This window comes from Staphylospora marina (assembly GCF_003856495.1).
GTDB classification, from domain to species: Bacteria; Bacillota; Bacilli; order Thermoactinomycetales; family Thermoactinomycetaceae; genus Staphylospora; species Staphylospora marina.
The window spans coordinates 1798733-1824633 of record NZ_CP034118.1; the positions used below are offsets into that span (position 1 = coordinate 1798733).

27 protein-coding genes and 1 pseudogene are annotated in these 25901 nt (G+C 56.9%); 2 read left to right on the top strand and 26 right to left on the bottom strand.

Translation table 11 applies throughout. From position 1 onward, the window contains the following. Window positions 1–9: 9 nt before the first annotated feature. The 12 genes from ybeY to EG886_RS09060 form a co-directional block, all read right to left on the bottom strand. Window positions 10–474, bottom strand: a complete 465-nt coding sequence (ybeY, locus tag EG886_RS09005) for an rRNA maturation RNase YbeY (protein WP_420894168.1) — start codon at window positions 472–474, stop codon at window positions 10–12. Further along, window positions 407–2635: an HD family phosphohydrolase gene (locus EG886_RS09010; protein ID WP_164491751.1), complete on the bottom strand. Its 2229-nt coding sequence runs from the start codon at window positions 2633–2635 to the stop codon at window positions 407–409. Before EG886_RS09010 ends, ybeY begins: the two co-directional genes overlap by 68 nt. A gap of 16 nt (window positions 2636–2651) precedes the next feature. Beyond that, window positions 2652–3614 carry a PhoH family protein gene (locus tag EG886_RS09015; protein ID WP_124727825.1) on the bottom strand — a complete coding sequence of 321 codons (963 nt, stop codon included), beginning with the start codon at window positions 3612–3614 and terminating at the stop codon, window positions 2652–2654. A gap of 4 nt (window positions 3615–3618) precedes the next feature. Continuing rightward, window positions 3619–4824, bottom strand: coding sequence for a sporulation protein YqfD (gene yqfD / locus EG886_RS09020; protein ID WP_164491752.1), 1206 nt, complete (start codon window positions 4822–4824; stop codon window positions 3619–3621). A gap of 1 nt (window position 4825) precedes the next feature. Continuing rightward, entirely contained in the window at window positions 4826–5095 is a 270-nt protein-coding gene (yqfC, locus tag EG886_RS09025; protein WP_124727827.1) for a sporulation protein YqfC, read from the bottom strand. A 181-nt stretch (window positions 5096–5276) separates the two neighbouring features. Continuing rightward, window positions 5277–5474, bottom strand: a complete 198-nt coding sequence (locus EG886_RS09030) for an alpha/beta-type small acid-soluble spore protein (RefSeq protein WP_124727828.1) — start codon at window positions 5472–5474, stop codon at window positions 5277–5279. A gap of 166 nt (window positions 5475–5640) precedes the next feature. Continuing rightward, window positions 5641–5856, bottom strand: a complete 216-nt coding sequence (locus tag EG886_RS09035; protein ID WP_124727829.1) for a hypothetical protein — start codon at window positions 5854–5856, stop codon at window positions 5641–5643. After that, window positions 5853–6851 (bottom strand): flotillin-like protein FloA, encoded by a 999-nt coding sequence (gene floA, locus EG886_RS09040; RefSeq protein WP_124727830.1) that lies wholly within the window; start codon window positions 6849–6851, stop codon window positions 5853–5855. Before floA ends, EG886_RS09035 begins: the two co-directional genes overlap by 4 nt. Before the next feature lie 36 nt (window positions 6852–6887). Beyond that, window positions 6888–7553 (bottom strand): NfeD family protein, encoded by a 666-nt coding sequence (locus EG886_RS09045; RefSeq protein ID WP_124727831.1) that lies wholly within the window; start codon window positions 7551–7553, stop codon window positions 6888–6890. A 117-nt stretch (window positions 7554–7670) separates the two neighbouring features. Next, window positions 7671–8114 carry a GatB/YqeY domain-containing protein gene (locus EG886_RS09050; RefSeq protein WP_124727832.1) on the bottom strand — a complete coding sequence of 148 codons (444 nt, stop codon included), beginning with the start codon at window positions 8112–8114 and terminating at the stop codon, window positions 7671–7673. 21 nt (window positions 8115–8135) lie between these two features. Further along, complete coding sequence (rpsU, locus tag EG886_RS09055; RefSeq protein ID WP_124727833.1) at window positions 8136–8312, bottom strand: 30S ribosomal protein S21; 177 nt, start codon at window positions 8310–8312, stop codon at window positions 8136–8138. 203 nt (window positions 8313–8515) lie between these two features. Further along, complete coding sequence (locus tag EG886_RS09060) at window positions 8516–8854, bottom strand: histidine triad nucleotide-binding protein (RefSeq protein ID WP_124727834.1); 339 nt, start codon at window positions 8852–8854, stop codon at window positions 8516–8518. 104 nt (window positions 8855–8958) lie between these two features. On the opposite strand from EG886_RS09060, the gene EG886_RS09065 reads away from it, so the two are divergent. After that, window positions 8959–9321: a hypothetical protein gene (locus EG886_RS09065; protein ID WP_124727835.1), complete on the top strand. Its 363-nt coding sequence runs from the start codon at window positions 8959–8961 to the stop codon at window positions 9319–9321. Between the two features lie 134 nt (window positions 9322–9455). On the opposite strand, the gene EG886_RS09070 is transcribed toward EG886_RS09065, so the two are convergent. Together EG886_RS09070 and EG886_RS09075 are read right to left on the bottom strand one after the other, a co-directional pair. Then, window positions 9456–9827, bottom strand: a complete 372-nt coding sequence (locus EG886_RS09070) for a group I truncated hemoglobin (RefSeq protein WP_124727836.1) — start codon at window positions 9825–9827, stop codon at window positions 9456–9458. A gap of 21 nt (window positions 9828–9848) precedes the next feature. Further along, entirely contained in the window at window positions 9849–10226 is a 378-nt protein-coding gene (locus EG886_RS09075) for a group I truncated hemoglobin (protein WP_206425311.1), read from the bottom strand. Window positions 10227–10425: 199 nt separating this feature from the next. Between EG886_RS09075 and EG886_RS09080 the strand changes: the two genes are divergently transcribed. Next, a complete protein-coding gene (locus tag EG886_RS09080) occupies window positions 10426–11364 on the top strand; it encodes a Na/Pi cotransporter family protein (protein ID WP_124727837.1) in 939 nt (312 codons plus the stop codon). A gap of 79 nt (window positions 11365–11443) precedes the next feature. Here the strand turns inward: EG886_RS09080 and deoC are convergent, their stop codons facing one another. From deoC to lepA, 12 genes and pseudogenes are all read right to left on the bottom strand, one after another. Further along, window positions 11444–12115 (bottom strand): deoxyribose-phosphate aldolase, encoded by a 672-nt coding sequence (deoC, locus tag EG886_RS13970; protein ID WP_241154442.1) that lies wholly within the window; start codon window positions 12113–12115, stop codon window positions 11444–11446. A 144-nt stretch (window positions 12116–12259) separates the two neighbouring features. Beyond that, a pseudogene (locus EG886_RS13975) lies at window positions 12260–12556 on the bottom strand (NUDIX hydrolase); the annotation flags it as partial. Between the two features lie 230 nt (window positions 12557–12786). Further along, on the bottom strand, window positions 12787–14139 hold the full coding sequence (gene mtaB / locus EG886_RS09090) for a tRNA (N(6)-L-threonylcarbamoyladenosine(37)-C(2))-methylthiotransferase MtaB (RefSeq protein ID WP_124727839.1): 1353 nt from the start codon (window positions 14137–14139) through the stop codon (window positions 12787–12789). Then, complete coding sequence (locus EG886_RS09095) at window positions 14136–14882, bottom strand: 16S rRNA (uracil(1498)-N(3))-methyltransferase (RefSeq protein ID WP_124727840.1); 747 nt, start codon at window positions 14880–14882, stop codon at window positions 14136–14138. The genes mtaB and EG886_RS09095 overlap by 4 nt, the downstream gene beginning before the upstream one ends. 18 nt (window positions 14883–14900) lie before the next feature. Continuing rightward, window positions 14901–15845: a 50S ribosomal protein L11 methyltransferase gene (prmA, locus tag EG886_RS09100; RefSeq protein ID WP_124727841.1), complete on the bottom strand. Its 945-nt coding sequence runs from the start codon at window positions 15843–15845 to the stop codon at window positions 14901–14903. A gap of 117 nt (window positions 15846–15962) precedes the next feature. Continuing rightward, a complete protein-coding gene (gene dnaJ / locus EG886_RS09105; RefSeq protein ID WP_124727842.1) occupies window positions 15963–17087 on the bottom strand; it encodes a molecular chaperone DnaJ in 1125 nt (374 codons plus the stop codon). A 135-nt stretch (window positions 17088–17222) separates the two neighbouring features. Continuing rightward, the gene (dnaK, locus tag EG886_RS09110; RefSeq protein WP_124727843.1) at window positions 17223–19052 is read right to left on the bottom strand and encodes a molecular chaperone DnaK; all 1830 of its coding nucleotides are present in this window, start codon (window positions 19050–19052) and stop codon (window positions 17223–17225) included. Between the two features lie 183 nt (window positions 19053–19235). Continuing rightward, complete coding sequence (gene grpE, locus EG886_RS09115) at window positions 19236–19910, bottom strand: nucleotide exchange factor GrpE (protein WP_124727844.1); 675 nt, start codon at window positions 19908–19910, stop codon at window positions 19236–19238. Between the two features lie 25 nt (window positions 19911–19935). After that, window positions 19936–21480 carry a TCP-1/cpn60 chaperonin family protein gene (locus EG886_RS09120; protein WP_124727845.1) on the bottom strand — a complete coding sequence of 515 codons (1545 nt, stop codon included), beginning with the start codon at window positions 21478–21480 and terminating at the stop codon, window positions 19936–19938. An 82-nt stretch (window positions 21481–21562) separates the two neighbouring features. After that, entirely contained in the window at window positions 21563–22594 is a 1032-nt protein-coding gene (gene hrcA, locus EG886_RS09125; RefSeq protein WP_124727846.1) for a heat-inducible transcriptional repressor HrcA, read from the bottom strand. 93 nt (window positions 22595–22687) lie between these two features. Then, complete coding sequence (gene hemW, locus EG886_RS09130; RefSeq protein WP_124727847.1) at window positions 22688–23839, bottom strand: radical SAM family heme chaperone HemW; 1152 nt, start codon at window positions 23837–23839, stop codon at window positions 22688–22690. Between the two features lie 183 nt (window positions 23840–24022). Then, window positions 24023–25840, bottom strand: a complete 1818-nt coding sequence (gene lepA, locus EG886_RS09135) for a translation elongation factor 4 (RefSeq protein WP_124727848.1) — start codon at window positions 25838–25840, stop codon at window positions 24023–24025. Window positions 25841–25901 lie beyond the last annotated feature (61 nt).

The following is a 25901-nucleotide window of genomic DNA, read 5'->3' on the forward strand; positions in this document are numbered from 1 at the left end:
CCTCTCCCCCTATCTGACCAGACCGATCCTCCCGAGGATCTCCTCCTGGCGACTGAACATTTCACGTTCCTGCTCCTTTGTCTCATGATCGTAGCCCAACAGGTGCAGAAACCCGTGAACGGCCAGAAATCCGAGTTCGCGTTTCAGTGAATGGCCGTATTCCGATGCCTGTTCACGGGCTCTCGGGAGGGAAATGACAATGTCCCCGAGCGGCACAAATTCTTCTTCTTCCCCGATCACCCAGTCTTCGTCGGGCTCCCAGAGCGGGAACGAAAGCACGTCCGTCGGCCTGTCCACCTGGCGGTATTCCCGGTTGAGCCGATGGATCCCATCGTCATCGGTGACGGTCACGGATACCTCCACGGGCGGAAGCTCTTCCGCTTCGATCCCGGACAAAATCGCTTTTTCAACGACCTCCACCGCTTCCCGGTCTTCGGGTGTCAGTTCGGTTTCCACGTTCAAATGCAACAACAATCGATTCATGCTGTTTTGCTCCTTTATCCCGCATCATCTCTTCCGGATATTCGATGCGCGTGTGAAACAGCCCCTGCAGCGTTTCACAGACGGACCGGGCGATCAGGTCCAGTTCTTTCATGGTCAGATCGCATTCGTCAAACTGGCCGTCTTCCAATCGCTCCCTGATGATTTTCCGCACGAGCGCTTCCACGCGCGAGGGCGTCGGATGAGCCATGGATCGAACCGCCGCTTCCACGCAATCACAGATTCCGATGATTGCGGCCTCCCTGGAACGGGCCTTCGGTCCCGGATACCGGTAATCGTCTTCCTTGACCTCCGGACCGTCATTTTGGAGGGCCTTGTGATAAAAGTATTTCAGCAAAGTGGTCCCGTGATGTTGAGCGGCAATGTCCTGCAATTTTTCGGGCAACCCTGCCTTTTTCAGCATCTCCGCTCCGTCTCTGGCATGGCTGATGATCACCGTGCGGCTGAGAGCCGGTGACAAACGATCGTGCGGATTTTCCCGCCCCATCTGGTTTTCGATGAAAAACTGGGGACGTTTCAGCTTGCCGACATCGTGATAGTACGACCCCACCCGGGCCAGGAGACCGTCGGCCCCCACCGCTTCCGCCGCGGCCTCGGCCAGATTGGCCACCATGACGGAGTGGTGATAGGTGCCCGGTGCTTCGGTGAGAAGCCTGCGGAGCAACGGTTGGTTGGGATTGCCCAACTCAAGCAGGCGCATGGGCGACAAGATGCCGAATCCCGATTCGAACACCGGCAAAAAACCGTAGGTGAGAATGGCCGAAAAGCATCCGCCTCCGAAAGCAAACAACGTCGGAACCACCAAATCCGTCCAAGCTTCTCCCGACGGATTCATCAGATGCATCGAAGCCGCCGCCGCGGCGGAAGCCAGCCCCGACGCCAAACCGGCCCGAAAGATCCGGCTTCTGTTCCGCACGTGGATCAGCGACAGAGCGGCGGTGATTCCCCCGACCAGCACCACGAACCCGAACCGGTAATCAAACAGGGAATGGCTGTCGTCCTGAAACAACATGGCGGCCGCCACCGACAAAAACACCGACGAGATCAGACCCAAACCCGGTCTGAGCAAGATCGCCGGTAACATGACGCCGAGGGCGAAAGGAGTCAGATATCCGAGAGTGCTCCATTCCGGATTCTGCCCCAGTGCCAACCCCTTCATCCCCGTCATCGTCAAGAGAAGCACCGACAGAAGAAGGGCCAGTCTCCGATTGTCGCGAACCGTTTCCGGATCAAGCCGGCGAACGGTGAGGTGAAGAATCACCAGAAGCAGGGTGACGAACAGGGCCAGCCCGGCCATCATTGTTCCCTTGTTCCGGCTCTTGACCAAGCCGATCAGTTCGAGTTGCCGGATCTGCCGCTTGGTGACGGGTTCTCCTTCAGCCACGATCACCTGTCCTTCCCGAATGAGGACGGGATCCACGGTTTCCTTGGCTTTTGTCCGCTTCTTTTCCGTCTTCTCCGCGTCGTAATGCGCATTGACGGTCAGCATCTCCCGAACCAGTTCCCTCACCACGGAGCGGGAAACCTGATCCGGGGCATCCCTGTCAAGCAGGGAAGAAAGAAGCAGGCGATCCACCTGCTTTTTGGCCTCTTCCAGTTCCGATTTTCGAATGCCCTTCTCCATCAATTCCTGGATGATGTCCCTGGAATCTTTCCTCATCCGCTCCAACCGGTCGGGAGCGGTTTTCGCCAGCGTGGCATACAGCGAAGCGGAAAACACCTGGCCGGTCGTCTCATCGACCGCCTGACGGATCAACGCGATTTTTTCCTGTTCGGTGACAGGTTGGCGAACGATTTGAGCCACCCTGGAAAAGAGCTCATCCACCCTTGCCACGGTCCGGGACGTCAATACCTGGTCGACGGTGTATTCCTCGGGAACATTCCGCGCGGCCTCTTCCCGTGCCTGTTCGGTGGCCACCGGATCCAGCTTGGTCACGGGCGAAACCACCGTCACGGGACTGAGCGCCCCCTCCCGGATCTCGAAGGGTTCGGGAAGAAGGTGATAAAAAAGCAATAAACAGAACGCGATCCCGAAGATCGCGTAAAGGGCGAGTCCGGCGCGGGAATCCGTCTTCCAGTCAAAGCCCCGCGAACGCTTCTGCGATTTGCGGGTGAACGGATGTTTTTTCGTCATGTCCGACCCCGGCTCCTTATGATTCATGTTGTTCATAAGCGTCAATGATCTTCTGGACAAGCGTGTGACGTACCACGTCTTCCTGTCCGAGATACACAAAGCGGATTTCGGGGATGTCCTTCAAAATTTTTTCCGCTTCCTTCAATCCCGACTTTTTCCCTTTCGGCAAATCCACCTGGGTCACGTCACCGGTGATGACCATTTTGGAACCGAATCCGAGACGGGTCAGAAACATCTTCATCTGCTCCGGCGTCGTGTTCTGGGCCTCATCCAGAATGACGAACGAATCCTCCAGGGTGCGGCCGCGCATGTAGGCAAGCGGGGCCACTTCGATCTGTCCGCGTTCCATCATCTTGGCGACCTGTTCAGGTCCCAACATCGTATACAGACCGTCGTACAAAGGCCTCAGATACGGATCCACCTTCTCCTGCAGGTCTCCCGGCAGAAAGCCCAGATTCTCCCCGGCTTCCACCGCGGGACGGGTCAGGACGATCCGCTTGACACTGTGGGCTTTCAGCGCCGAAACCGCCATCACCACAGCCAGAAACGTTTTCCCCGTTCCGGCGGGCCCCACACCGAATACGATGTCCGATTTGCGAATGGCGGTGATGTAGTGCCGTTGCCCCAAAGTTTGGGCCTTCACCGTCTTGCCTTTCTGAGTGACTCCCACTTCTTCCCTGTAGAGGTCCAGCAATTCGCGGGCCTGTCCCCGTCTGGCCAACCGATGGGCATACAGGACGTCCCGCTCCGTCACTTCCGTTCCTCTGCGAATCAGGGAGATCAGAACTTCGAACAGCTCATCCAGCACCTTCAATTCTTCCTCGGGACCGGTGACCGTGATCTCTTCGCCCCGGGACAGAATTTTGGCAGTGGTGGAGGCCTCGATTTTTTTCAGGAATGCGTCATGCGGCCCAAAAAGGCTGAGCGCTTCGCCCGCGTCCCGCAGCCGGATTTTGATCATCTGTTCCTGATTGTGCAATGGCTCATTCTCCTTGCAGAATCGGTTGTGGAATGGCGATGTTCTCAATCGCGTCAAAGTGTACTTTCAAATAAACTTTACCATTCTCCACACGGCGGTGCAAAACTTTTTCCCCCAAAATTCTCCCATCCGCGCCCAGTTTTTCCGCAAGTTCAAGACGGGCGATCGCCATTCCCGCTCCCGCTGCTTCCTGTTCGCTCAGCGTTTCCTCCGTCCACTCGGTTTCCAGCAATTCCTCCTTCACCCAACCGATCGGCAGCTCCAGTCCGGCCACTTTCAGCCGTCTCACCCGTGCCACCGTCTCATGACTTGAGAACGGCGGCGGTTCGACAAACGGATGTCGGATGGCCCGCCCGAACAAATAGGGAATTTCCCGGACATGTCTGTTGCCGGTGTAAACTTTCCGTTTCCGCGTGAGAGGGGCGGTCACTTCGGAGACATACCAAACTTCTCCCAACACTTTTCCGCTTGCCCCCGCAATTTTCCCTTCCTGTCCGGGAAGCCCGTATATTCCCGAAACGATCACCTGACCTTTTCGCACCTGGTCTCCCACTTGCACCAACGGATTTCCCCGTTCCACACGCATGTCCCTGATGAGTGCGTCCTTCCGCGCCACCAGATGAACGGGGCCCTTGTGTTCAAACTCGGTTTGCGGCGGTTCAACCGGTTTTTTCTCAACCACCGTCACCACCACCCGGGTGCCTTCCACGCGAATGCCGATCCATGATGCCTGCGGGAGTTTCATCATCAATCGGTGACGGACGATTTCCGGATCGGGCATGCGGACTTTCCAGCCTCCCTCGAAGATCCCTTCCTGCCGGAGCAGAGCTTTCACCTGAGCGGCCGGAATTCGTTCCGTTCCTTCGACCCGGACATTCCAGACAAATGAGGACAGGGTCACCAACAGGCCCAAAAACAGGAGAAACCCGAATGCAAACGTTTTGCGTCTTTTGATCCTCCGCACGAAGAAGGGCCATCCGCTGCCGGAAGAGATGTTCACCCGATACCCGGCTTTTCTCGCCAAGCGAATGAAACGCAAAACATCGGGCAACGGAACCGTCAGACGAACTCCGTGCACGTCCACTTCGGAGACGTCCTCCAGCACGATTTGCTCTTCCACCGCCCTGTTGATCAGGGCGGGGAAATCCGGTCCCCTGCAGAGAAGAACCACTTTGCCACGCAACCATTTCGGAAACATGTCCGTTGCCATGTCATTCTCCCTCCGGTCCGGCATATCGGAGCCCGCGAAAGGTTCCTTCCAAAATCACCTGATCCGCGTCGATTTTCCGGATTTTCAAATCTTTTCCGTCAATCTCCAAGGAACCGCCCTTGATTTTCAGCGTTACCTGATTCCCGGTGAACCGGACGATTCCGCGGTGGTTTTCCACCCGGATCGTGCAAAGTCCGATCATTTCGACCCGCGGGGCCTCATTGGTCACGTCCGCCGGCATATCCAACCATCTGGATGCCCAATTGCGCATTGACCCGTCCGTCCTTCCCCTGGTTTCGCTTGGCTCCGTCGTTTCCCTTCACTCATATGCGCCATGCGGCGGGAATATGAAACGCGGAGGAAGACGTCACGTTCCGCGACTGACCGCTTCACTTCTTCCGAATCAACGCAAACGACCGGCGGAATCCCGCCGGCCTGCGAACCGAATGATTTCATTGAGTTGAAACGTCGCCCTGAGCTTGAGCGATGAGGCGTTTGGTGATTTCTCCGCCGACGGATCCGTTGGCACGGGCAGTCGTGTCACTTCCCAGCGTGACACCGAATTCAGCGGCGATTTCTTCTTTGAAGCGATTCAACACTTCGGAACATCCCGGAACAAGAAGACGATTGCGGTTGGAACGACGCGCCATCAGTGATTCACCTCCCCTTGAGGTTAGTATGAAATCTTCGCGGTTCTTTAAAAGGCCAACATGTTTCCTTGCATGGAGGAACAAGGAAAACAAAAAACCCGGATTTCTCCGGGTGAAGGGTGCATGCCGCGCGGCGGCATGCACGCAATATCCGTTTCGGTCGGATCTACCAGCGATCCGTACGGAACGGTCTCCATGGTTTCAGGGCACGGGGAGGCCCAAGGATTTCCCGCATCAGGATGCCTTGGGCCAGCCAGCCGGGATGGCCAGGATCGGGAAGGACCTCCCGCTTGCGTTGAAGACGGGTTTCATCCGATCGCATCGGCACGCTCCAAGTCGCCTCTCTGCGAAACATGCGTTCCGCTTCACCGATGCGCGTCATTGATTTTCACCTTCATGGTCCGACTTCGCCTCGTCCCGTCCGCCGAGCGAACGACGCATTCTGGTGTCCGCTTCAATGTTTTGCAGCTGATAATAATCCATCACGCCCAGTTTTCCGCTCCGCAACGCATCCGCAAGCGCTTGCGGAACCATGGCTTCGGCCTCGATCACTTTGGCGCGCATTTCCTGCACGCGGGCCTTCATTTCCTGCTCCAGTGCCACGGCCATGGCCCGACGCTCTTCCGCCTTGGCCTGGGCGATCTTCTTGTCGGCCTCTGCCTGATCGATCTGCAGCCTTGCTCCGATGTTGTCGCCGATGTCCACATCGGCGATGTCGATGGAGAGAATTTCAAAAGCCGTCCCCGCATCCAATCCCTTGGCGAGAACCGTGTTAGAAATCATGTCGGGATTTTCAAGCACTTCTTTGTGGGAGCTCGCCGATCCGTTGGTGGTGACGATTCCCTCACCGACACGGGCGATGATCGTCTCTTCGCCGGCTCCCCCCACCAGCCGGTCGATGTTGGCCCGCACCGTCACGCGCGCCTTGACCTTGACCTCAATGCCGTCTTTGGCCACGGCGGAAACAACGGGCGTTTCAATGACTTTGGGATTGACGCTCATCTGCACGGCTTCCAGAACGTCACGTCCGGCCAAGTCAATGGCCGCGGCCCGTTCGAACACGAGATCGATGTTGGCCCGTTGGGCGGCGATCAGCGCGTCCACGACCCGGTCCACGTTTCCTCCCGCCAAATAGTGCGTCTCCAGTCGGACGATGTCCACATCCAGTCCGGCTTTTCTCGCTTTGATGAGCGGATTGACGATTCTTGCCGGCACGATTCGGCGCAGGCGCATCCCGATGAGGGTGGTCAGCCCGACGTAGACGCCGGACGCCATGGCGCTGATCCACAACATCACCGGAACGAAGCTGAACAGGATCGACAAACCGATGATCACCAGGATCGCGATGAAAACAAAGCTGAGCATTCCTACTTCCATCCGTTCCCCTCCCGAGTGACAGGATCATGAAAAATCTTACCGCGTATCATTTTCCCCATTTTCAACCGGTCTAACCACCACCCGGTGGCCTTCGACATGAATCACCCGCACGCGGGTGCCTGCGGGGATGGCTCCGCCTTCGCTTACCACGTCTTCGCGATTTCCGTCAATTTCGGCAAAACCGGATGGCCGGAGCACCGTCAGCGTCGTCCCCGTCTTTCCGAGCAAATGCCTCCGGTCACGGTTGGACCGATACCCTTGTTCGTCACTCTGCCGATCGGTCAAGATCAGGCGGTTCCAACTCCATTTCCACCCGAACACCTTGACGAACATCCATACCAGCAGTGCGGTGGCGACAATGGCAATGCCGAGGGAAGCCAACCCCGTCTTGACGTCGGGCGCCGCAAACACGATCCCTGACGTGAGCAAGAGGAACCCCGCCACTCCCAGGATTCCGAATGTCGGAAGGAACAGTTCGAGGATGAGCAACAGCAAACCGGCCGCAAACAGAACGGGCGGACTGAAGTCCATGTCCCCCGCCATCCAACGTCCGGCAAAAAACAGGACGAATGCTCCGATCCCCACGGCCCCGGGGGCTCCGAATCCGGGAGACATCATTTCCAGAATGAGTCCCGTGAGACCGATGGTGAGAAGCAGGACGGCAACCGCCGGAAGCGACAAAAAATCGGCAAGTACCGCCATGGCAGGTCACTCCTTTGGCCAGATATGAAAAAAGCGTGACGGCAAGCGCTGTGAATCAGGTGACAACGGAACCCCTGTCATCAAATGCGTCCACAACACTTCCGTCACGCATCCGTATCAGCTGAGCGCCTCTGTGACGAGACGGTTGACCAGTCTGCCGTCCGCCCGCCCCTTGACCTTGGGCATGAGGACGCCCATCACTTTCCCCATATCCGCCTTGGTGGAGGCTCCGGTTTCCCGGATCACTTCCTCGACAAGGGCGCGGAGCTCTTCTTCGGAGAGCTGTTCCGGCAAATATGCCTTCAGCACCTCGACCTCCGCTTTTTCCTTGTCGGCCAGATCCTGGCGACCGTGCTTTTCATACTCGGCAACGGAATCGTTCCGCTTTTTCACTTCGCTCAGAATCACTTCTTCCACTTCGGCATCCGTCAAAGCGCGGCGCTTGTCGATTTCCTTGTTTTTGATCGCGGACCGAAGCATCCGGATGGTGGACAGCTTGACATTGTCCTTCTCCTTCATGGCCTGCTTCATGTCCTGGTTCAGGCGATCCAGCAGACTCAAATCACATCACACCTCTTTGTGTCACTTTCGTTTCTTGCGCGCGGCAGCCGCCGTTTTTTTCTTGCGGCGAACACTGGGTTTTTCATAGCGCTCCCGCTTTCTCACCTCGGCGAGCACCCCATCCTTGGCGCAGGAGCGTTTGAAACGACGCAGCGCACTGTCGAGAGATTCGTTTTTTCTCACGCGGATCTCGATCATCTCTTTTCCCTCCCTCCCCGGGTTCCGGACCGACAGCCACTGGAGGAACCCGTATGGTTCACGCAAGCAGCGGCCCAATCTCCGGCGGAGGGAGCAAGGACCCACCAAACCTGCATGCCCAGTTGAACACCTACCCGCTCACGGTGGGTTCACAAAAAGTCAACTTTTATTATAGCGCAGTCGAACATCGGGTGTCAAAAGGCTCAACCCGGAGGCCATGTCAGCGTGCGACCGCCCAGCAGGTGGAAATGAATGTGGAACACGGTCTGGCCGCCGTCCTGTCCCATGTTGTTCACCACGCGGAATCCTTTTTCGTCCAGATTCAGTTCGCGGGCGACGTTCCGGATCCCCGTGACGATCTTGCCCGCCAATCCTTCATCTTCCAGTTCCATGATCGAGCGAACATGCACCTTGGGAATCACCAGGACATGTACCGGAGCCTGGGGGGCAATGTCGTGAAACGCCAGGACATGTTCGTCTTCGTATACCTTGCGCGCGGGGATCTTTCCTTCGACAATCCGGCAGAAAATGCAATCGTCCATTCGGTCCGCCTCCTTCATTCTTGTGGCATCAGACACATTCACCGCCATCCGGTGTCTTGCATAGGGTAAACCAGGGACAGCAGCGGAGAAAGGGGGAAATTTCATTGAAATCCAGGTCATCCTGCCATGACAATCATCTGATTCAGGCGATTCGCGGACTGATCAAAGAAGAGTTGCGCCTGTTGTTGTCGGCGAAGTCCCGGCAAGAACGGGACCGGGAACCCGCCGCCGAGGTTGCCCGAAGCACGGCCGGGGATACCGAAACGCTGCAACCTCCGAGGTTGGCGGAAGGTTTCGCCGACGGTCCCTGGGCGGTGTTCGGAACCCCCAAGCCCGACCCGAACAAAACCGGAAAACAACCGGATCCTCCAAGGGCGCTCCCCGGTTGGTCGGAACCCTACCGTCCGGATTTCACCGGTTTTGATTCTCCGCCGTTGATCAACCGTCACCCGGAAAAGAACGGTTGATTCAACCCGATTTTACACCACGGCATGTCCGCGCAACAACCGCGCCCGATTCTCCCGTCCACGTGATAAAAAAAATCTGCCCCCCGAAGATAGCGGAACGGGGTGTGCAGATTTTTGTTTTCCCGGATGACGGCTCAGTCGGCCACGACTTCCGGTTTGAGCGAAGCGACTTTTTCGATGATGGCGTTTATGTATTCTTCCTGAACATCGAACGACTTCAGGGTGTCCACGAGGTGACCGGCGACACTCGCAAACTGAGCTTCCGTAATGTTCAGGTGAGCGTGTGCTTCTCTCATGCCTTTGCCCTTGTATTCATTCGGACCGCCGAGGGCAAACACCAAAAATGCGGTCATGTGTCTTTTTTGCCGAACCATGTCCGTGTTGACGAAAAGACCTTTCAGCGTATCATCGGCGAGTACCCGTTGGTAAAACGCTTCCACCAACGCTTCGATGGTTTCCTTTTTTCCTCCGAGTCGCCCGAACAACGATTGTTGATGCGTGTTCACGATGAAGTCCCTCCCGAAGTTTCATTGACCCATGATGAACGGCTTGAGGGTTCGGACGAAAGCCAATATTTTGGCACGTTCTTCAATGCCGACGTTGAACTTTTTCAACGCTCCGTTGAGGTGGTCGAGAATGATCTCATACTCCTCCGACGTGATGCCCAAACCCTTGTGTGCTTCTCTCAGCGTTTTTCCCTCGAATTTGACGGGACTGCCGAGCATGAAGCTCATGAAGATGGTTTGGTGGCTTCGGAGGATGTTCATGTCCACGCCGTCAAAAATTCCGCTGACCCTGGAATCGTTCAATACCCGGTCGTAAAATTCGTTCACGACGGCACGGACGGCTTCCTCTCCCCCCAATTTTTCGAACAGATTGTCATCCAGTTCGTAGGGATACTGCAATGATCACACCCCATTCCCACGCACGAGACAAAAGGCAACTCTGCGAATAACCCATTGGTCTCTAAAGTTATTTACTAGTTTACTATAAAACAAATCATGTTTGTATAGCCACCCGGATAAAAAACGCATTTGCCTCGCAAAAGGTTGCAAGAATCACCCCCCCTTTTTGTCCATATACATGGGACAAGGAGGGAACTTCATGTTCAGGGAGATCATCGTCCCGTTTGCGTTGGGATTGGTCGTGTTTCTGTTCGGTTTGAATCACATGCGAACGGGGCTGGAAGAACTGGCCGAAGACCGGTTGAGAAACGTGTTGATCCGCTTCACGCGCACGCCGGTGAGAGGATTTTTCACCGGCATCGTCACCACGGCCCTTCTGCAAAGTTCCACCGCCGTCACGGTGCTGACCATCGGATTTGTGAGTGCCGGGATGATGACGTTTGCCCAGTCCGTGGGGATCATCCTCGGAACCAACATCGGCACCACGGTGACGACGCAGATATTGGCATTGAAAGTGGAGGATCTTGCCGTTCCGTTGACCGTTTCGGGAGCCGTTCTGTGGGCCGTCCCGTCGATGACCTGGTCCCGGATCGGCCAAAGTTTGACCGGTTTCGGTTTGATCTTCCTCGGCATCGAGTGGATGCAGCGGGTGGCGGAACCGATCAAAGAACAGGGATGGCTGGACGTGCTGGCGGAAGCGGGCGGCAGCCCGGTGGTGGCCGGATTGGCGGCGGGAACGATTCTGACCGCGTTGATTCATTCCAGCAGTGCAACCATCGCCATGACGATGGGCTTTTATTCGTCCGGTGCCATCGATCTGCCCATGGCCATTGCGGTGGTTCTGGGAAGCAACGTGGGAACCTGCATGACGGCCGTGCTTGCGACCGTGGGGGCCAGCCGGGAATCCAAACAGGTGGCAACGGCTCATCTCGTCCTGAATCTGGCCGGCATGTTGGCTTTTTTGCCGCTGATTCCGTGGCTGACCGATCTGGCGCCGTGGTTGTCGGAAGATCCCGCGGTGCAAATCGCCCATATCCAGACACTGTTCAACGTGATTTGTTCCGTGCTGGTGCTTCCGTTCTGCGAGCCGTTCGCCCGAAGCATTGTCCGGCTCACTCCGGGAAAATCGGCATGGTAAAAAAAGAGCCGTCTGCCAATCTGACAGACGGCCGAATGCCTTTCACAATCTTCCGTTCGTGATGTCCCGCCAACCGGGCTCAGTATGCTTCGGTGCCTTTTCCTCCCGTGACGATCGCCACGCTGGCGCTGGCACCGATGCGATTGGCTCCCGCTTCGATCATCCGGAGAGCGGTTTCCTGATCCCTGATCCCGCCGGAAGCCTTGACACCCATGTCGTCCCCCACGGTCCGGCGCATCAGGGACACATGGTGAACGGTGGCTCCCCCCTTGCCGAATCCGGTCGAAGTCTTCACGAAATGGGCGCCGGCTTCTTTGGAAAGCTCACAGGCTTTCACAATCTCTTCGTCGCTCAAAAGTCCGGTTTCGAGGATCACCTTGACGACCGCTCCGCCAGCCGCTTTGACCACCGCCCGGATGTCTTCGCGCACCACGTCAAAATCTCCCGACTTGAGCGCTCCGACATTGATCACCATGTCGATTTCGTCCGCCCCGTTTTTCACGGCGTTCTCCGTTTCAAACGCTTTGACCTCCGTCGTGTTGGCCCCGAGAGGAAAGCCGATCACCGTACACACCTTGACATCGCTTCCGGCGAGCCGCTCGGCCGCTTCTTTCACCCAAAACGGCTGAATGCAGACGGAAGCAAACCCGTGCTGGAGAGCCTCCTGACAAAGCCGCTCCACCTGCTTGCGGGTGGATTCCGGTTTCAACAACGTATGATCAATCATGCCGGCGAGCTGTTTCGCATCCATGGTCCGTTCTCCTTCCTTCCATGCGATCCTCAGTTTCTCAAAGGCCCGCAACCAAATGTCATCATTGTTGCGATATCCGCGTTCCCGTTGACGCCGCCAGGCATCTTCGGGAGTCAGCCAACCGACGCTGCGGATTTCCTCCAGCTGCGGGGTCTCTTCCCCGTCCACGGCTTCCACCAGAAAATAATGCACTTCTTTGTCCACTTCACCGTGCTCTTCGTGCACATACCGGTAGGTCACCACGCCCAGTTCTTCCCGGATGACACCGCGAATCCCCGTCTCCTCGAGAATTTCCCGGATGGCCGTTTGGCGGACGGTTTCCTCCGGCTCCATTTTTCCTTTCGGCAGGGTGACATGACCGAAACGGTCCCCGATCACGAGCAATTCCGGCCCGCGCTCCGTGCGGCGCACGACCACCCCGCCCGCCGAAATTTCCTTCATGACCGCACTCCTTTCCGCGGCTTGCCCCGTGATGATAGCACAGAGCGGCAAGCGGTGCAAGAAGGCCGCTCTGTCCCGCCGTTTCCCGACGGAACGGCCGCCCGGACACCAGGAGGAAAAAGAAAAAACCACCGGAAGTCTCCGATGGTGAATGGTTGCCCGCGGTGTCCGGTCTTTCACCGCCGGGAAGGTCTCCCGTCGCGGAAACAACCGGCATCGATTCCTTTTCGTCAGGCTGTTTCGCGCGTCGCCGAAGCAGGAACTTCATCGACGATGCGCACGAACGTTCCTTTGGACACTTCCGGCCCCGCCTCGTCAATCCGCACGCGACAAACCTTGCCGACCATGTCGGGGGTTGCTTCGAACACCACCTGGATGTAGTTGTCCGCATAACCGACATACAGACCGTCGTCCGAATCTTCGCGGTACGGACGCTCGGGAATCACTTCCAGCACATCCCCGACAAATTTTCGCGCGTAAGTGAGCGTCAACCGGTTGGAAAGGTCGATCAGCCGTTTCACCCGTTCGTGTTTCACTTCCTCCGGCACCTGATTCGGCATGCGGGCCGCGGGTGTGCCGGAACGTTTGGAATACGGGAAGACATGCAGCTGATACATGCCCAGCTCTTCGATGAACCGGTATCCGTTTTCAAACTGCTCTTCCGTTTCACCCGGGAAACCGACGATCACGTCGGTCGTGATGGCCACACCCGGCATGACTTCGTGCAGTTTGAGGATGGTCTCCCGGTATTCGGCGGTGGTGTATTTGCGCCGCATGCGCTTCAGCACGTCGTCATCTCCGGACTGAAGCGGAATGTGAAGGTGACGGCACATTTTTTCCGAGGCGTTGAGCACTTCGATCAGCTTGTCGTCGATCTGGCTGGCTTCAATGGAGCTGATGCGGATCCGCTTCAGCCCTTCCACTTTGTCAAGGTCCCACAGCAGATCGGACAGCTTGTAGTTTTCGAAATCATCGCCGTAACCGCCCGTGTGGATCCCGGTGAGCACAATTTCCTTGTAGCCGGCATCCACCAGTTTGCGGGCCTGTTCCAGGACGTTTTCCGGCTTGCGGCTGCGGGAAAGCCCCTTCGCCCACGGAATGATGCAAAACGTGCAAAAGTTGTTGCACCCCTCCTGGATCTTCAGGAATGCACGGGTCCGGTCACTGAACGCCGGAACGTCCAACTCTTCGAAGGTTCGTTGTTTCATGATGTTGCCCACGGCGTTGATCGGTTGCCGTTCCTTCAAGAAACGGTCGACGTACTCGATCAGCCGGTCCCGGCCCTGTGTTCCGACGACGATATCCACTCCCGGAATGGCCGCGACTTCATCGGGAGAAGTCTGGGCGTAACATCCCGTGACACAAATCACGGCATCCGGATTTCGCCGGATGGCCCTCCGGATCACCTGGCGGCTCTTCTTGTCCCCCGTGTTGGTGACCGTACAGGTATTGATGAGATAGACATCCGCCGTCTCCTCAAAATCGACGCGTTCATAACCGGCGTGTTTGAACAACTGCCAAATCGCTTCCGTTTCATAGGAATTCACTTTGCAACCCAATGTATGAAACGCGACCGTTTTCATTCGGTTTCACCTCCCAGATCGTTTCTGGCGAACAAAATGCAGGACGCCGCGAAAAGAGGGGCCGTTTCCGCCCGCAAGATGCGGCTGCCGAGAGAGATCGGCACGGCTCCCGAGCCGGCGGCCTCCTCCGCTTCCCGTTCGGAAAATCCTCCTTCAGGGCCGACGATCAGCAAGATCTCGGAAGCCTCCGTTTCGGCGATGGCTCTCTTGAGCGCCTTTCCACCTTTCTCCCAAGCGAGAAAAGCCGCTTCAAACCGGGCCACCGACCGAAGCAGGTCTTTCCAGTTCATGACCGGTGCAACTTCCGGCACTCTTCCCCGATGGGACTGCTCCGCGGCTTCCTTGACGATCTTCCGCCAGCGTGCCTGTTTTTTGTCCGCTTTTTTTTCGTCTATTTTGATCAGACACCGCTCGGATGTGAACGGGATGAATCCGGCGGCTCCGATTTCCGTTCCCTTTTGCAGCACCCACTCCCATTTGTCTCCTTTGGTCAGGGATTGGGCAATCCACAGGCGGGTCACCGGTTCCCCGGTGGACGGAGATTCCGACACGATGCGGCAAAGGACCTCTTCCGCGCCGGTCTCCGTGATTTCGCACAGATAATCGGTCCCCGTTCCGGCACAAACGATGATCCGGTCGCCGGGACGGCAACGCATCACACGCAGGATGTGGTGAACATCCTCGCCGATGATCCGGGCAAAACCTCCGCTGATTTGCTCAGGCGCCGTGAAGTAACGCTGCATAATGACACTCCCGCCATTTTACCATTTTTTTGCCGTGATCGCCACCCATCCGTCTTGGTGAACGGTTTCCATCACGCGAAGTCCCTGATCGGACAGGGCTTCACGGACGGTTTCCGCTTTCTCCGCGATGATTCCGGAAGCGATGAACCATCCGCCGGGAACGAGCACACGCGGCAAGTCATAAGCCATCTTCCGGATGATCTCCTCCAGAATGTTGGCGACCACCAGGTCTGCGGTTTCTCCCACGCCCCGCAACAGATCTCCCTGTCGGACCACCACCGCATCCTCCACCCGGTTCAGTCCGACATTCTCCCGTGATTTCTCCACGGCCAGCGGATCGAGATCCAAGGCCAGGACCCGTCCGGCTCCCAGCTTGGCGGCAGCCACCGACAGGACGCCGCTTCCGCATCCCACATCGATGACGCGCATCCCCGGCCGCACATGCTTCTCCAGCATTTGAAGGCACAGCAGCGTGGTGGGATGGGTCCCCGTTCCGAATGCCATCCCCGGATCCAGTTCAATCACCTGCTCTTCCGGAGACGAAGGCGTGTAGTCCTCCCATTGCGGTTTGATGGTCAATCGATCCGACACCCGCACGGTGCGATAGTACTTTTTCCATTCATCGGCCCATGACTCCTCCGCAACGAGCCGGTGCGTCACTTCCGCCGGGCCCGGATCCAATCCGAGCTCCCGAAGCCAGTTCAGTTCTTTGCGAACGCGCTCGCAGAACCCGTCGGCATCGATCAGTTCAAGTTCCGAAAGATAGGCCCGGATGATGACCCCCTCGCTCGGATAATCATCGGGATTGAGTTCGACGATTTCACCGTATCGGCTGTCCCAAGCGCGATGGAGGACTTCCGGATCTTCGATGGCCACTCCGTCCGCTCCCATTTCCTGCAGCAGGTGACTGACCGCTTCCTGCGCTTCCCGACTGACGTGAACACTGATTTCCGTCCAGTTCACCCGGCCGCCCCCTTTCCATGATGAATGATGAAGAAAAACGGGCGGTCACGCCCGTTGTGATTGCATGGATCCTTTTTGTGATTCCGGAAAAAGATGCCCGGAGTGTCCGTGGTGACATCAATCACCACGGAATGCCTGTTTCATCTTGTCGAAGAAGTTGGTGGATTGCTCCTGTTTGATATATTCGCCGCACAATCTCGTGAAATGGCGAAGAGCTTCTTTCTGCTCATCGGTCAGTTTGGTCGGGGTCACGACGCGAACCTTGACCCTGAGATCCCCTTCACCATACCCCCGCAATCTCGGAACACCCTTGCCCGGCAAGCGAAACTCGGTGCCCGTTTGGGTTCCGGCGGGAATTTTGAGACGTGCCCGTCCATCCAGCGTCGGAACGATCACTTCGTCACCGAGGGCGGCCTGACCGAACGTGATCGGCAGCTCGCATACGAGATCGTCTCCTTCCCTGCGGAACACATCGTGCGGCTTCACCAGGATGGTGATGTACAGATCGCCCGGAGGCCCGCCGTTGATTCCCGGCTCTCCTTCCCCGGCAACCCGGAGTTGTGCTCCTTCGTGAATGCCGGCCGGAATCTTGACATTGATCTTTTTCTTCCGTTTGACCTTTCCGCTTCCGCCGCACGTGTGGCACTTCTCCCGAATGATCCGTCCTTCTCCGCCGCAAACATGGCAGACACGGCGATTGACGATCCGGCCGAACGGAGTGTTCTGCACAACCTCCGTCTGTCCGGTTCCGCGGCAAGCGCTGCAGGTTTCAGGATGCGTCCCCGGTTTTGCCCCGCTTCCGAAGCACGTATCGCACGTCTCGGTGCGCGGAATGACCACATCCACATTTTTGCCGAACACGGCATCCTTGAATTCAATCTGCAAGCGATATTCCAGATCCGCCCCCTGCTTCGGCGCATGAGGATTGCTCCGGCGACCGCCTCCAAAAAACATATCGAAAATATCGCCAAATCCGAAATCGGTCGCTCCGAAGCCCTGATCCCCCATTCCGAAGCCGCCGTCTCCGCCGGCATGCCCGAACCGGTCGTAGTTGGCTCTCTTTTGCGGGTCGCTCAGCACTTCATATGCTTCTTTGACTTCCTTGAACTTCTGTTCGGCGTCCGCCTCCTTGTTCACATCCGGGTGGTACTTGCGGGCCAATTTGCGGTAGGCCTTTCGGATTTCTTCATCCGTGGCCGTTCTTTGGACACCGAGGACTTCATAGTAGTCGCGCTTGCTCACCCGATTCACCTCCTCATCCATCTCCCTCATGCATCAGTTTCGCAGGCCGGGCCCTTTCGCACAAAAAACGGAAAGTCACGCCGGGGCAAGACCCGGGCGCTGACTTTCCGGTGAGAAGCCGAAGCCTCTCAGGGATCACTTGTCATCTTCCTTGACTTCTTCGAATTCTGCGTCTACCACGTTATCCCGGGATTTCGCTTCGGATTGTTCGCCTCCCTGTGCAGAGTCCTGCTGCATTTTTTGGTACAGCTTGACCGACAGTTCCTGAACGGCTTTTTCAAGTTCTTCGGTCGCGGCCTTGATGGCTGCGGCATCATCCGATTCCAGCTTGCCTTTCAGGCTTTCGACGGCTTGGTTCGCCTTTTCCACATCCGCCGCATCCGCTTTGTCTCCGAGATCCTTGATGGTGCGCTCGGTGGTATAAATGAGCTGGTCCGCTTTGTTGCGAAGCTCCACCAGTTCCTGACGTTTTTTGTCCTCTTCGGCGTACATTTCGGCTTCGCGGATCATCCGCTCGATCTCTTCGTCTGACAAACCTCCGCTGGACTGGATGGTGATCGCCTGGCTCTTGCCGGTGGCCTTGTCTTTCGCAGACACGTGCACAATCCCGTTGGCGTCGATCTTGAAGGTGACCTCGATCTGCGGGATGCCGCGCGGGGCCGGCGGAATGCCCGTCAGCTGGAAGCGTCCCAGCGATTTGTTGTCCTTCGCCATCGGCCGTTCTCCCTGAAGCACGTGAATGTCCACCGTGGTCTGGTTGTCCGCGGCCGTGGAGAAGATTTGGGTTTTTTCGGTCGGAATGGTCGTGTTCCGGTCGATCAGCTTGGTGAACACGCCTCCCAACGTTTCAATTCCCAAGGAGAGAGGAGTGACGTCCAGCAGCACGATGTCTTTCAGTTCTTCGTTCAAAACCGCACCCTGGATGGCCGCACCCATCGCCACCACTTCATCCGGGTTGACACCGCGGGACGGATCTTTGCCGATCAGCTTCCGAATCGCTTCCTGCACGGCCGGAATCCGGGTGGAACCGCCGACGAGGATCACCTTGTCAATGTCGGACGGATTCAGACCGGCGTCGGAAAGAGCTTGACGGGTGGGACCCAGCGTCCGTTCGATCAGATGAGCGCTGAGCTCTTCGAATTTTGCGCGGGTCAGTGTGCGCTCAAGGTTTTTCGGACCCGTGGCATCCATGGCCAAGAACGGCAGGGAGATGGTGGTGGTCAGCACGCCCGACAGGTCTTTTTTCGCCTTTTCGGCCGCTTCTTTGAGGCGCTGCATCGCCATGGATTCGCCACTCAGATCAATGCCGTGCTCCTGCTTGAACTCTTCCACCAGCCAGTCGATGATCACCTGGTCGAAATCGTCACCGCCCAGCCGGTTGTCTCCGCTGGTCGCCAGCACTTCAAACACGCCGTCGCCCAGTTCCAGGATGGAGACGTCAAACGTTCCGCCCCCCAGGTCAAACACCAGGATCTTTTGGTCTCCTTCTTTTTCAAGACCGTAGGCCAGAGCGGCGGCCGTCGGTTCGTTGATGATCCGGCGCACGTTCAGACCGGCGATTTTTCCGGCATCTTTGGTGGCCTGACGCTCGGCGTCATTGAAATATGCCGGCACCGTGATGACCGCATCGGTCACTTCTTCGCCGAGATATGCTTCGGCGTCCGCTTTCAGCTTTTGCAGGATCATCGCGGAGATTTCCTGCGGCGTGTATTCTTTGTCATCGATCCGGACCTTGTAATCCGTTCCCATGTGACGCTTGATGGAAATGATGGTTTTGTCCGGATTGGTGATCGCCTGACGTTTGGCCGCTTCCCCGACCAAACGCTCACCCGTCTTGGAAAATCCGACCACGGACGGAGTGGTGCGGCCGCCTTCCGCGTTCGGAATGACCACCGGTTCTCCTCCGTCCCAGAAGGCCACGCATGAGTTGGTGGTTCCCAGGTCAATTCCAATCACTTTACCCATTTCAGTGCTACCTCCCACATCTGCGAATCCGTCTGTTGGCATCTATCGGCCAGCGTCCGGGACAACGATGAGCAAAAATCAGGCAACGCCGTTAAACTTCCCGTCCGCTCCCGCGCGGGAAAACGGTCAACGGGTGAAAACGGCTTCGATCCGCATGTCGGTCATCATCCGGGACGACCGCCCTCAGACGCTGACCTTCACCATGGCCGGGCGCAAAACCCGGTCCAGATATCGGTAACCGGTCTGCAGCTCTTCGACAACCGTTCCGGACTCCACATCCCCGGCCTCCACCTGCATCACGGCATTGTGCTCGTACGGATTGAAAGGTCGCCCTTCGGCCTCGATCATGCTGAGACCGGCCTGCCCGAGAGTCTGGAGAAATTGACGGTATACCATGTCAATCCCGTTGATGAACGCCTCCAGTTCGGGAGAAACGGGATGCTCCTGTTGATCGGCCAAGTCAAGAGCGCGTTCAAAGTTGTCCAATACCGGCAACAAGGATTCCAGCAAGGGGACGGCCGCATACTTGACGGCCTCTTCCTTGTCCTTGCGGGCACGTTTCCGGAAATTCTCAAAATCAGCCATGTTGCGAAGAAGCTGCTCCCGCGCTTCTTCCGCCTGAGCTTTCCAATCGGCGGCGATCCGCCTTGCGTCCTCGAGTTCGGCGCGCAGCCTTTCGATTTCGGACTCAGGAGAGTGCACGTCGGCCGAATCCTTCCAATCCGAACTTTCGATATGTAATTCCATACGTTCGGAATGTAATTCCAGACGTTCGGGACGGGTGTCGGGTTCCCGCGCGTCCTGAGATTGATATTCCCCGGACGTCTGCTGGAAATCCCGCTTTTCCTGATCCAGCATGAACAAATCCTCCCATGACAGATACTTACGATTGCGGCTCGTCTTTCATCTTGACAACCGTATGGATGCGGAGGATCGCCGCAGCCACCTCTCCGGCCGCTTTGAGGGCATGCGCCTTGACGGGAAGCGGATCGATGACGCCCATTTCGATCATGTCCGCCACCGTTCCCCGGTCGCAGTCAATGCCCAGCGAATCGGACTGCCTTTTGAGCTGGAGCGCTTTGACCTGTTCGATTTTTTCCAGGGGATTGAATCCGGCATTGGCGACAACCCGGCTCATCGGCTTCTGCAATGCTTCCGCCACGGCGGAAACCCCGAAACGCTCCATTCCCTGCACGGTATCCCTGAAATGCTCCACTTCCCTGGCGATGGCCAGCTCGATGGCTCCGCCTCCCGGTACGAAACCGCCACGAATCGCAGCCTGGACCGCAGATGCGGCATCCCGACAGATGCGTTCCTTTTCTCCCACCACTTCTTCGGTGGAAGCTCCCACCAAAATGGTGGCAAACGGTTTCCCCCGACCTCCGCTGACACGGAACCAGCCGAGCACTTCATCATCTTCGGCTTCCGTGCAAAAACCGATGAAGGCATCCAGTTCTTCCACGGATCTGCGAAGACTGCTCCGCTTGACCATCCGGGCTCCCGTATGTTCGGCAATCCGTTCCAGATCTTCCTGATTCACTCCCGACACGGCGATGATTCCCGCATCGGTCAAAACCTCTTCGGCATACGCATCAATCCCGCCGCCGATCACCACCAGACCCACGTTCAACTCGATGAGTTTTTCCACAAACACGTAAAAGTCTTGGCGCAATCTTTCCTGTTTGGCGAATCCGGCATCCGTTCCCCGGGCTTCTTCTTCCACCGTTTCCGGTTCGAGAGAGTCGGCGAGCACCAGCACCCGGGCGTTCTCCTTGAACACGGGCATTTGCTGATTGGCACGCCCGCGGCGGATCATGGTGCCGGAAAACACGATGTTTTCGGCACGGGGATGAGCCATCACGCAGCTGGAGAGCCTGAAATTCTTTTCCAAGAGCTTCTCACGGCCCACCATCTGGGCGGCTTCGATGACCGCTTGCGTGATTTCCTCGTCTTCCCGGCTGGCGGTGTAAGCAATCCGCTGAAGCCATTCATCATGATCCAGTTCATAGATGGGGCGGGATTTTTCCTTCATCTTGTTCAAAGCAAAACGGATCCCCCGCTGGATGCCGGCGATCACCTTGGCGACGGGAACCCCGCGTGCCACCTGTTTTACGCCCTCGTCCACCAGAGCTGCCGCCAAAAGAGTGGCGGTGGTGGTACCGTCACCCACTTCCTCCTGTTGTGCTTTGGCTACTCCCACGATCATTTTGGCCGCAGGGTGGTCCACTTCCATCCGCTCCAGAATGGTCACGCCGTCATTGGTCACGATCACCTCGTTGCTGGAGTTGACCAGCATCGTGTCGAGTCCCTTGGGACCGAGCGTGGATGCAACGGCGGACGCCACGGAACGGACGGCCGCGGCATTGGACAAAAGCGTGGAAAGCTTCGTTTGTTCATTCTCAGCGTGAAACTGTTGTTTGTCCGGCACCGGGTCTTCCCTTCCTTTCTGTCAAAGGCCGTGAGGGGAACACACGGGTCCCCACCGGATGTCGAAACCTATATTCACTAGTTTATTCTGTTTCGTACAGAGTGCTCAACCTTCTGGAGAAATCTTTGGACAAAAAGTCAATAAGATTGATGATCCGACCATAATCCATTCGGGTCGGCCCGAGCACTCCGATGGTTCCGACGACATCCCCGACGATTCGGAACGGTGCCGAAACGATGCTGCAATCATTCACCGCTTCCAGATCATTCTCACAACCGATGCGCACCTGAACACCGTTGGAGTTCGGCTCAACCAGTTGTGCCAGAACCCCTCCGCCCTCGATCAGATCGAGCAGTGCCTTCAATTTGTGGACGTCACGAAATTCGGGCTGCTCCAGAATCCTCGTGGCACCGGTGGCATACACGCGCTCTTCGTCTTCCGCCTGGAGAATGCGGTCCAGAAGCGTGGTCAGCTTTTCGAAATGTTCCACATGCCGTTTCAGTTCTTCATAGAGTTCCTTGGCCATGACCGCCTTGATTTTGGAAAGCGGCACCCCGGCCAGCCGATGGTTCAGCAGGTTAACCAGTTTTTCCACGGAAGAAAGGGAAACTCCCTCCGGGAAGGTGACGCGTTGCTGATGAACGTGACCGCTGTCGGTCACCAGAATGGATACGGCGAGATGATCATGCAGGGGGATGATCTGGAGGTGCTTCAGCCGGCTTTCCATTTGTTTCGGCCCGAGGATGAAAGCCACGCAATTGGTCAGGTTGGACAGGACCGCGTTGGTGTGCTTGATGACCTGTTCCAAATGATCGACCTTCATGGCGTAATATTCATGAAGCGCCATCAGATCTTCCTTGGTCCACATATATGGCTTGAGCAGATGGTCAACGTAAAAACGGTATCCCTTTTGCGAAGGAATTCGTCCGGCAGATGTATGCGGTTGCTCGAGAAACCCCATTTCTTCCAGGTCGGCCATCTCATTTCGGATGGTCGCCGCGCTGAATCCCACGCCCTTTTTGCGGGACACCGTCCGGGATCCAACCGGCTCTGCCGAGACGATGTAATCGTCGATCACCGCCCAGAGGATCAGTCTCTGCCGCTCGGTCAACATCTGCCTCCCTCCCAATTGTTAGCACTCTGATCCCACGAGTGCTAATAACCTGATTTTAAATTACCAAACGGCCGAAAACATGTCAACGATCCCTTAAATTTCTGCGTTTCCGAGAAATGCGGCGAACACTTCGTTCCCCAGAAACAGCCCTCTATCGGTGAGACGGATCCTGTCCCCGTCGTCATGCAGCAGGCCCGTTTCCGTCAGCCTGCGGATCACGGGACCGAACACCCGATCCAACTTCAGGCCGTACCGCTGTTCAAACCGTATGCGGCAAACCCCATCGAGCATCCGGAGTCCCAGAATCATGAAGTTCTCCATATCTTCTTCTTTTTCCACAAAAAAGGATTCCGCCACAGGACGCTTCCCTTCCCGGATGAGACGGATATACTCCCCGACCCCTTTGATATTGGCGTGCCTGACACCGCCTACATACCCGTGGGCTCCCGTCCCGAATCCGTAATATTCTTCGTTCTTCCAGTACACGGAGTTGTGACGGCTTTCCCGACCGGGCCGGGCGAAATTGCTCACTTCGTATTGGCGGTATCCGTTTCTCCTCAGAACCTCGATGATCAGGCGGTACATCTCCACTTCTTCCTCTTCTTCCGGCAGGGCCAACTGTCCGCGTTCATGCAAGTGATGAAACAAGGTTCCTTCTTCGATCTTGAGACTGTAGCAGGAGAAATGTCCGGGATCGAGGGCGAGCGCTTCTTCCAGGGTTTGTTCCATGTCGGACACGGTTTGTCCCGGCAAACCGAACATCAGATCCAGAGAGAGGTTGTCAAACCCCTCTTTCCTGGCGGATTCCACACTGCGAATGATGTCTTCCTTCCCGTGAATCCGTCCGATCCGCGAAAGCAGATCCGGGCGGAAGGTTTGGGCTCCGAAACTGATTCGGTTGACCCCTCCCGCTTTCATCACTTTCAAGAGCTCGGTTCCGGTCGTTCCCGGATTGGCTTCCACCGTGAACTCCCGCTCCTCGGACCACCGGGGAAAATGTCGGGCAACGGCCTTCAGGAGACGCTCCATCTGACGGGGGGTCAACACCGTCGGCGTTCCCCCGCCGATGAACACGGTGCGGATTTCATCCGGGGGAACGTCCCGGACCGTCAGCTCCATTTCCCGTTCCAACGCATCCAGGTAATCATCCACCGGTTGTCCGTTCACCACATAAGCGGTGAAATCGCAATAATGACATTTGTTGGAACAAAACGGAATGTGAATGTAAACCGCGCGGGGCGGCATGTCGATTCCTCCCAGGCATAAAATCAAAGCCGCGAGCGAATACCGCAGGCGGCCGTTTTGTCACGCGCGCAAGCCGTTCGCTTTCCTCCGGGAAGAATGAAAGGCTCCGCGGCGCGCTTGCACCGGTCTTCCCTCCGTCGGAAAGCTCTTCACGCGTTTGTTTGCAGTTTTCAATCCAAACCGTTATTTGTCGTCATCGATTTTCAGCACGGCCATGAACGCCTCTTGGGGCACTTCGACGGTACCGACCGCCTTCATGCGCTTTTTGCCCTCTTTCTGCTTTTCCAGGAGCTTCCGTTTCCGGCTGACGTCACCGCCGTAACATTTGGCAAGCACGTTTTTGCGCATGGCGCTGATCGTTTCGCGTGCCACCACTTTGTTGCCGATGGCCGCCTGGATCGGCACCTCGAACATCTGCCGCGGGATGAGCTTTTTCAGCTTTTCCACCAATGCCCGTCCGCGTTGGTACGCTTTCTCGCGATGCACGATGAACGACAGGGCGTCCACCACTTCCCCGTTCAGAAGCACGTCCATTTTGACCAGGTCCGACGGTTTGTATCCGATCAGTTCATAATCGAAAGAGGCGTATCCCTTGGTGCCGGATTTGAGCTGATCGAAAAAGTCGTACACGATCTCGGCCAGCGGAAGCTCGTAGATCAGGTTGACCCGGTTGGTGTCGAGATAGTTCATGTCCACATACTGACCGCGTTTCCCCTGACAAATCTCCATCACCGCACCCACGTATTCGTTGGGGACCATGATGCTTGCGCGGACATAAGGTTCCTCGACACGTTCGATCTTCTGCTGCGGAGGCATGCGGGTCGGATTTTCGATTTCAACAACCGTTCCGTCCGTTTGGTGGACTTTGTACACCACGCTCGGAGCGGTGGTGATGAGTTGAATGCCGAATTCCCGTTCCAGCCGTTCCTGGATGATCTCCATGTGCAAAAGCCCCAGGAATCCGCAGCGGAACCCGAAACCGAGTGCCGTGGACGTCTCCGGCTCATAGGAAAGCGACGCATCATTCAGCTCCAGCTTTTCAAGTGCCTCCCGGAGATCGTCGTATTCCGAGGAATCCACCGGATAAAGTCCGCAGAACACCATGGGGTTGATTTTCCGGTAGCCCGGCAGCGGTTCGGGAGCGGGACGGTCCGCATCGGTGATCGTGTCCCCCACCCGGGTGTCTTTCACGTTTTTGATGTTCGCGCAAACGTAACCGACCTCGCCCACCGTGAGCTCATCCATTTCCTTCTGGTGCGGGGTGTATGCGCCCACTTCGGTCACTTCGTACGTCTTGCCCGTGGCCATCAGCTTGATCCGCATTCCCTTTTTGATGGTGCCGTCCACCACGCGCATGTAGATGATCACGCCTTTGTACGGATCGTACAATGAGTCGAAAATGAGCGCGCGAAGAGGAGCATCCGGATCCCCCGACGGCGGCGGCACTTTTTCCACGATCTGTTCCAGAATTTCTTCGATCCCGATGCCTGTCTTGGCAGACGCCAATACCGCATCGCCGGCATCCAGGCCGATCACATCTTCGATCTCCTGACGGACGCGCTCGGGGTCGGCACTCGGCAGGTCGATTTTATTGATAACGGGAATGATCTCCAGCTCGCTTTCCAGCGCCAGGTACACGTTGGCAAGCGTCTGCGCTTCCACTCCCTGCGCCGCATCCACCACGAGCAGGGCACCTTCGCACGCCTGAAGACTTCGGGACACTTCGTACGTGAAATCAACGTGACCGGGCGTGTCGATCAGATTGAGCACATATTCCTTCCCGTCCTTGGCTTTGTAGGGAAGCCTGACGGACTGGAGCTTGATGGTGATGCCCCGTTCCCGCTCCAAGTCCATCTTGTCAAGGAACTGGTTTTGCTTTTCCCGTTCACTGAGTGCTCCGGTGATCTCGAGAATCCGGTCGGCCAACGTGGATTTCCCGTGGTCGATATGCGCGATGATCGAGAAGTTTCGAATCATTTTCTGACGCTCTTTTTTGTCCATTCCCGCTTCATTCCCTCCCGAAAAAACAAAACGAAACCATGCATCGATTAATTATACCAGC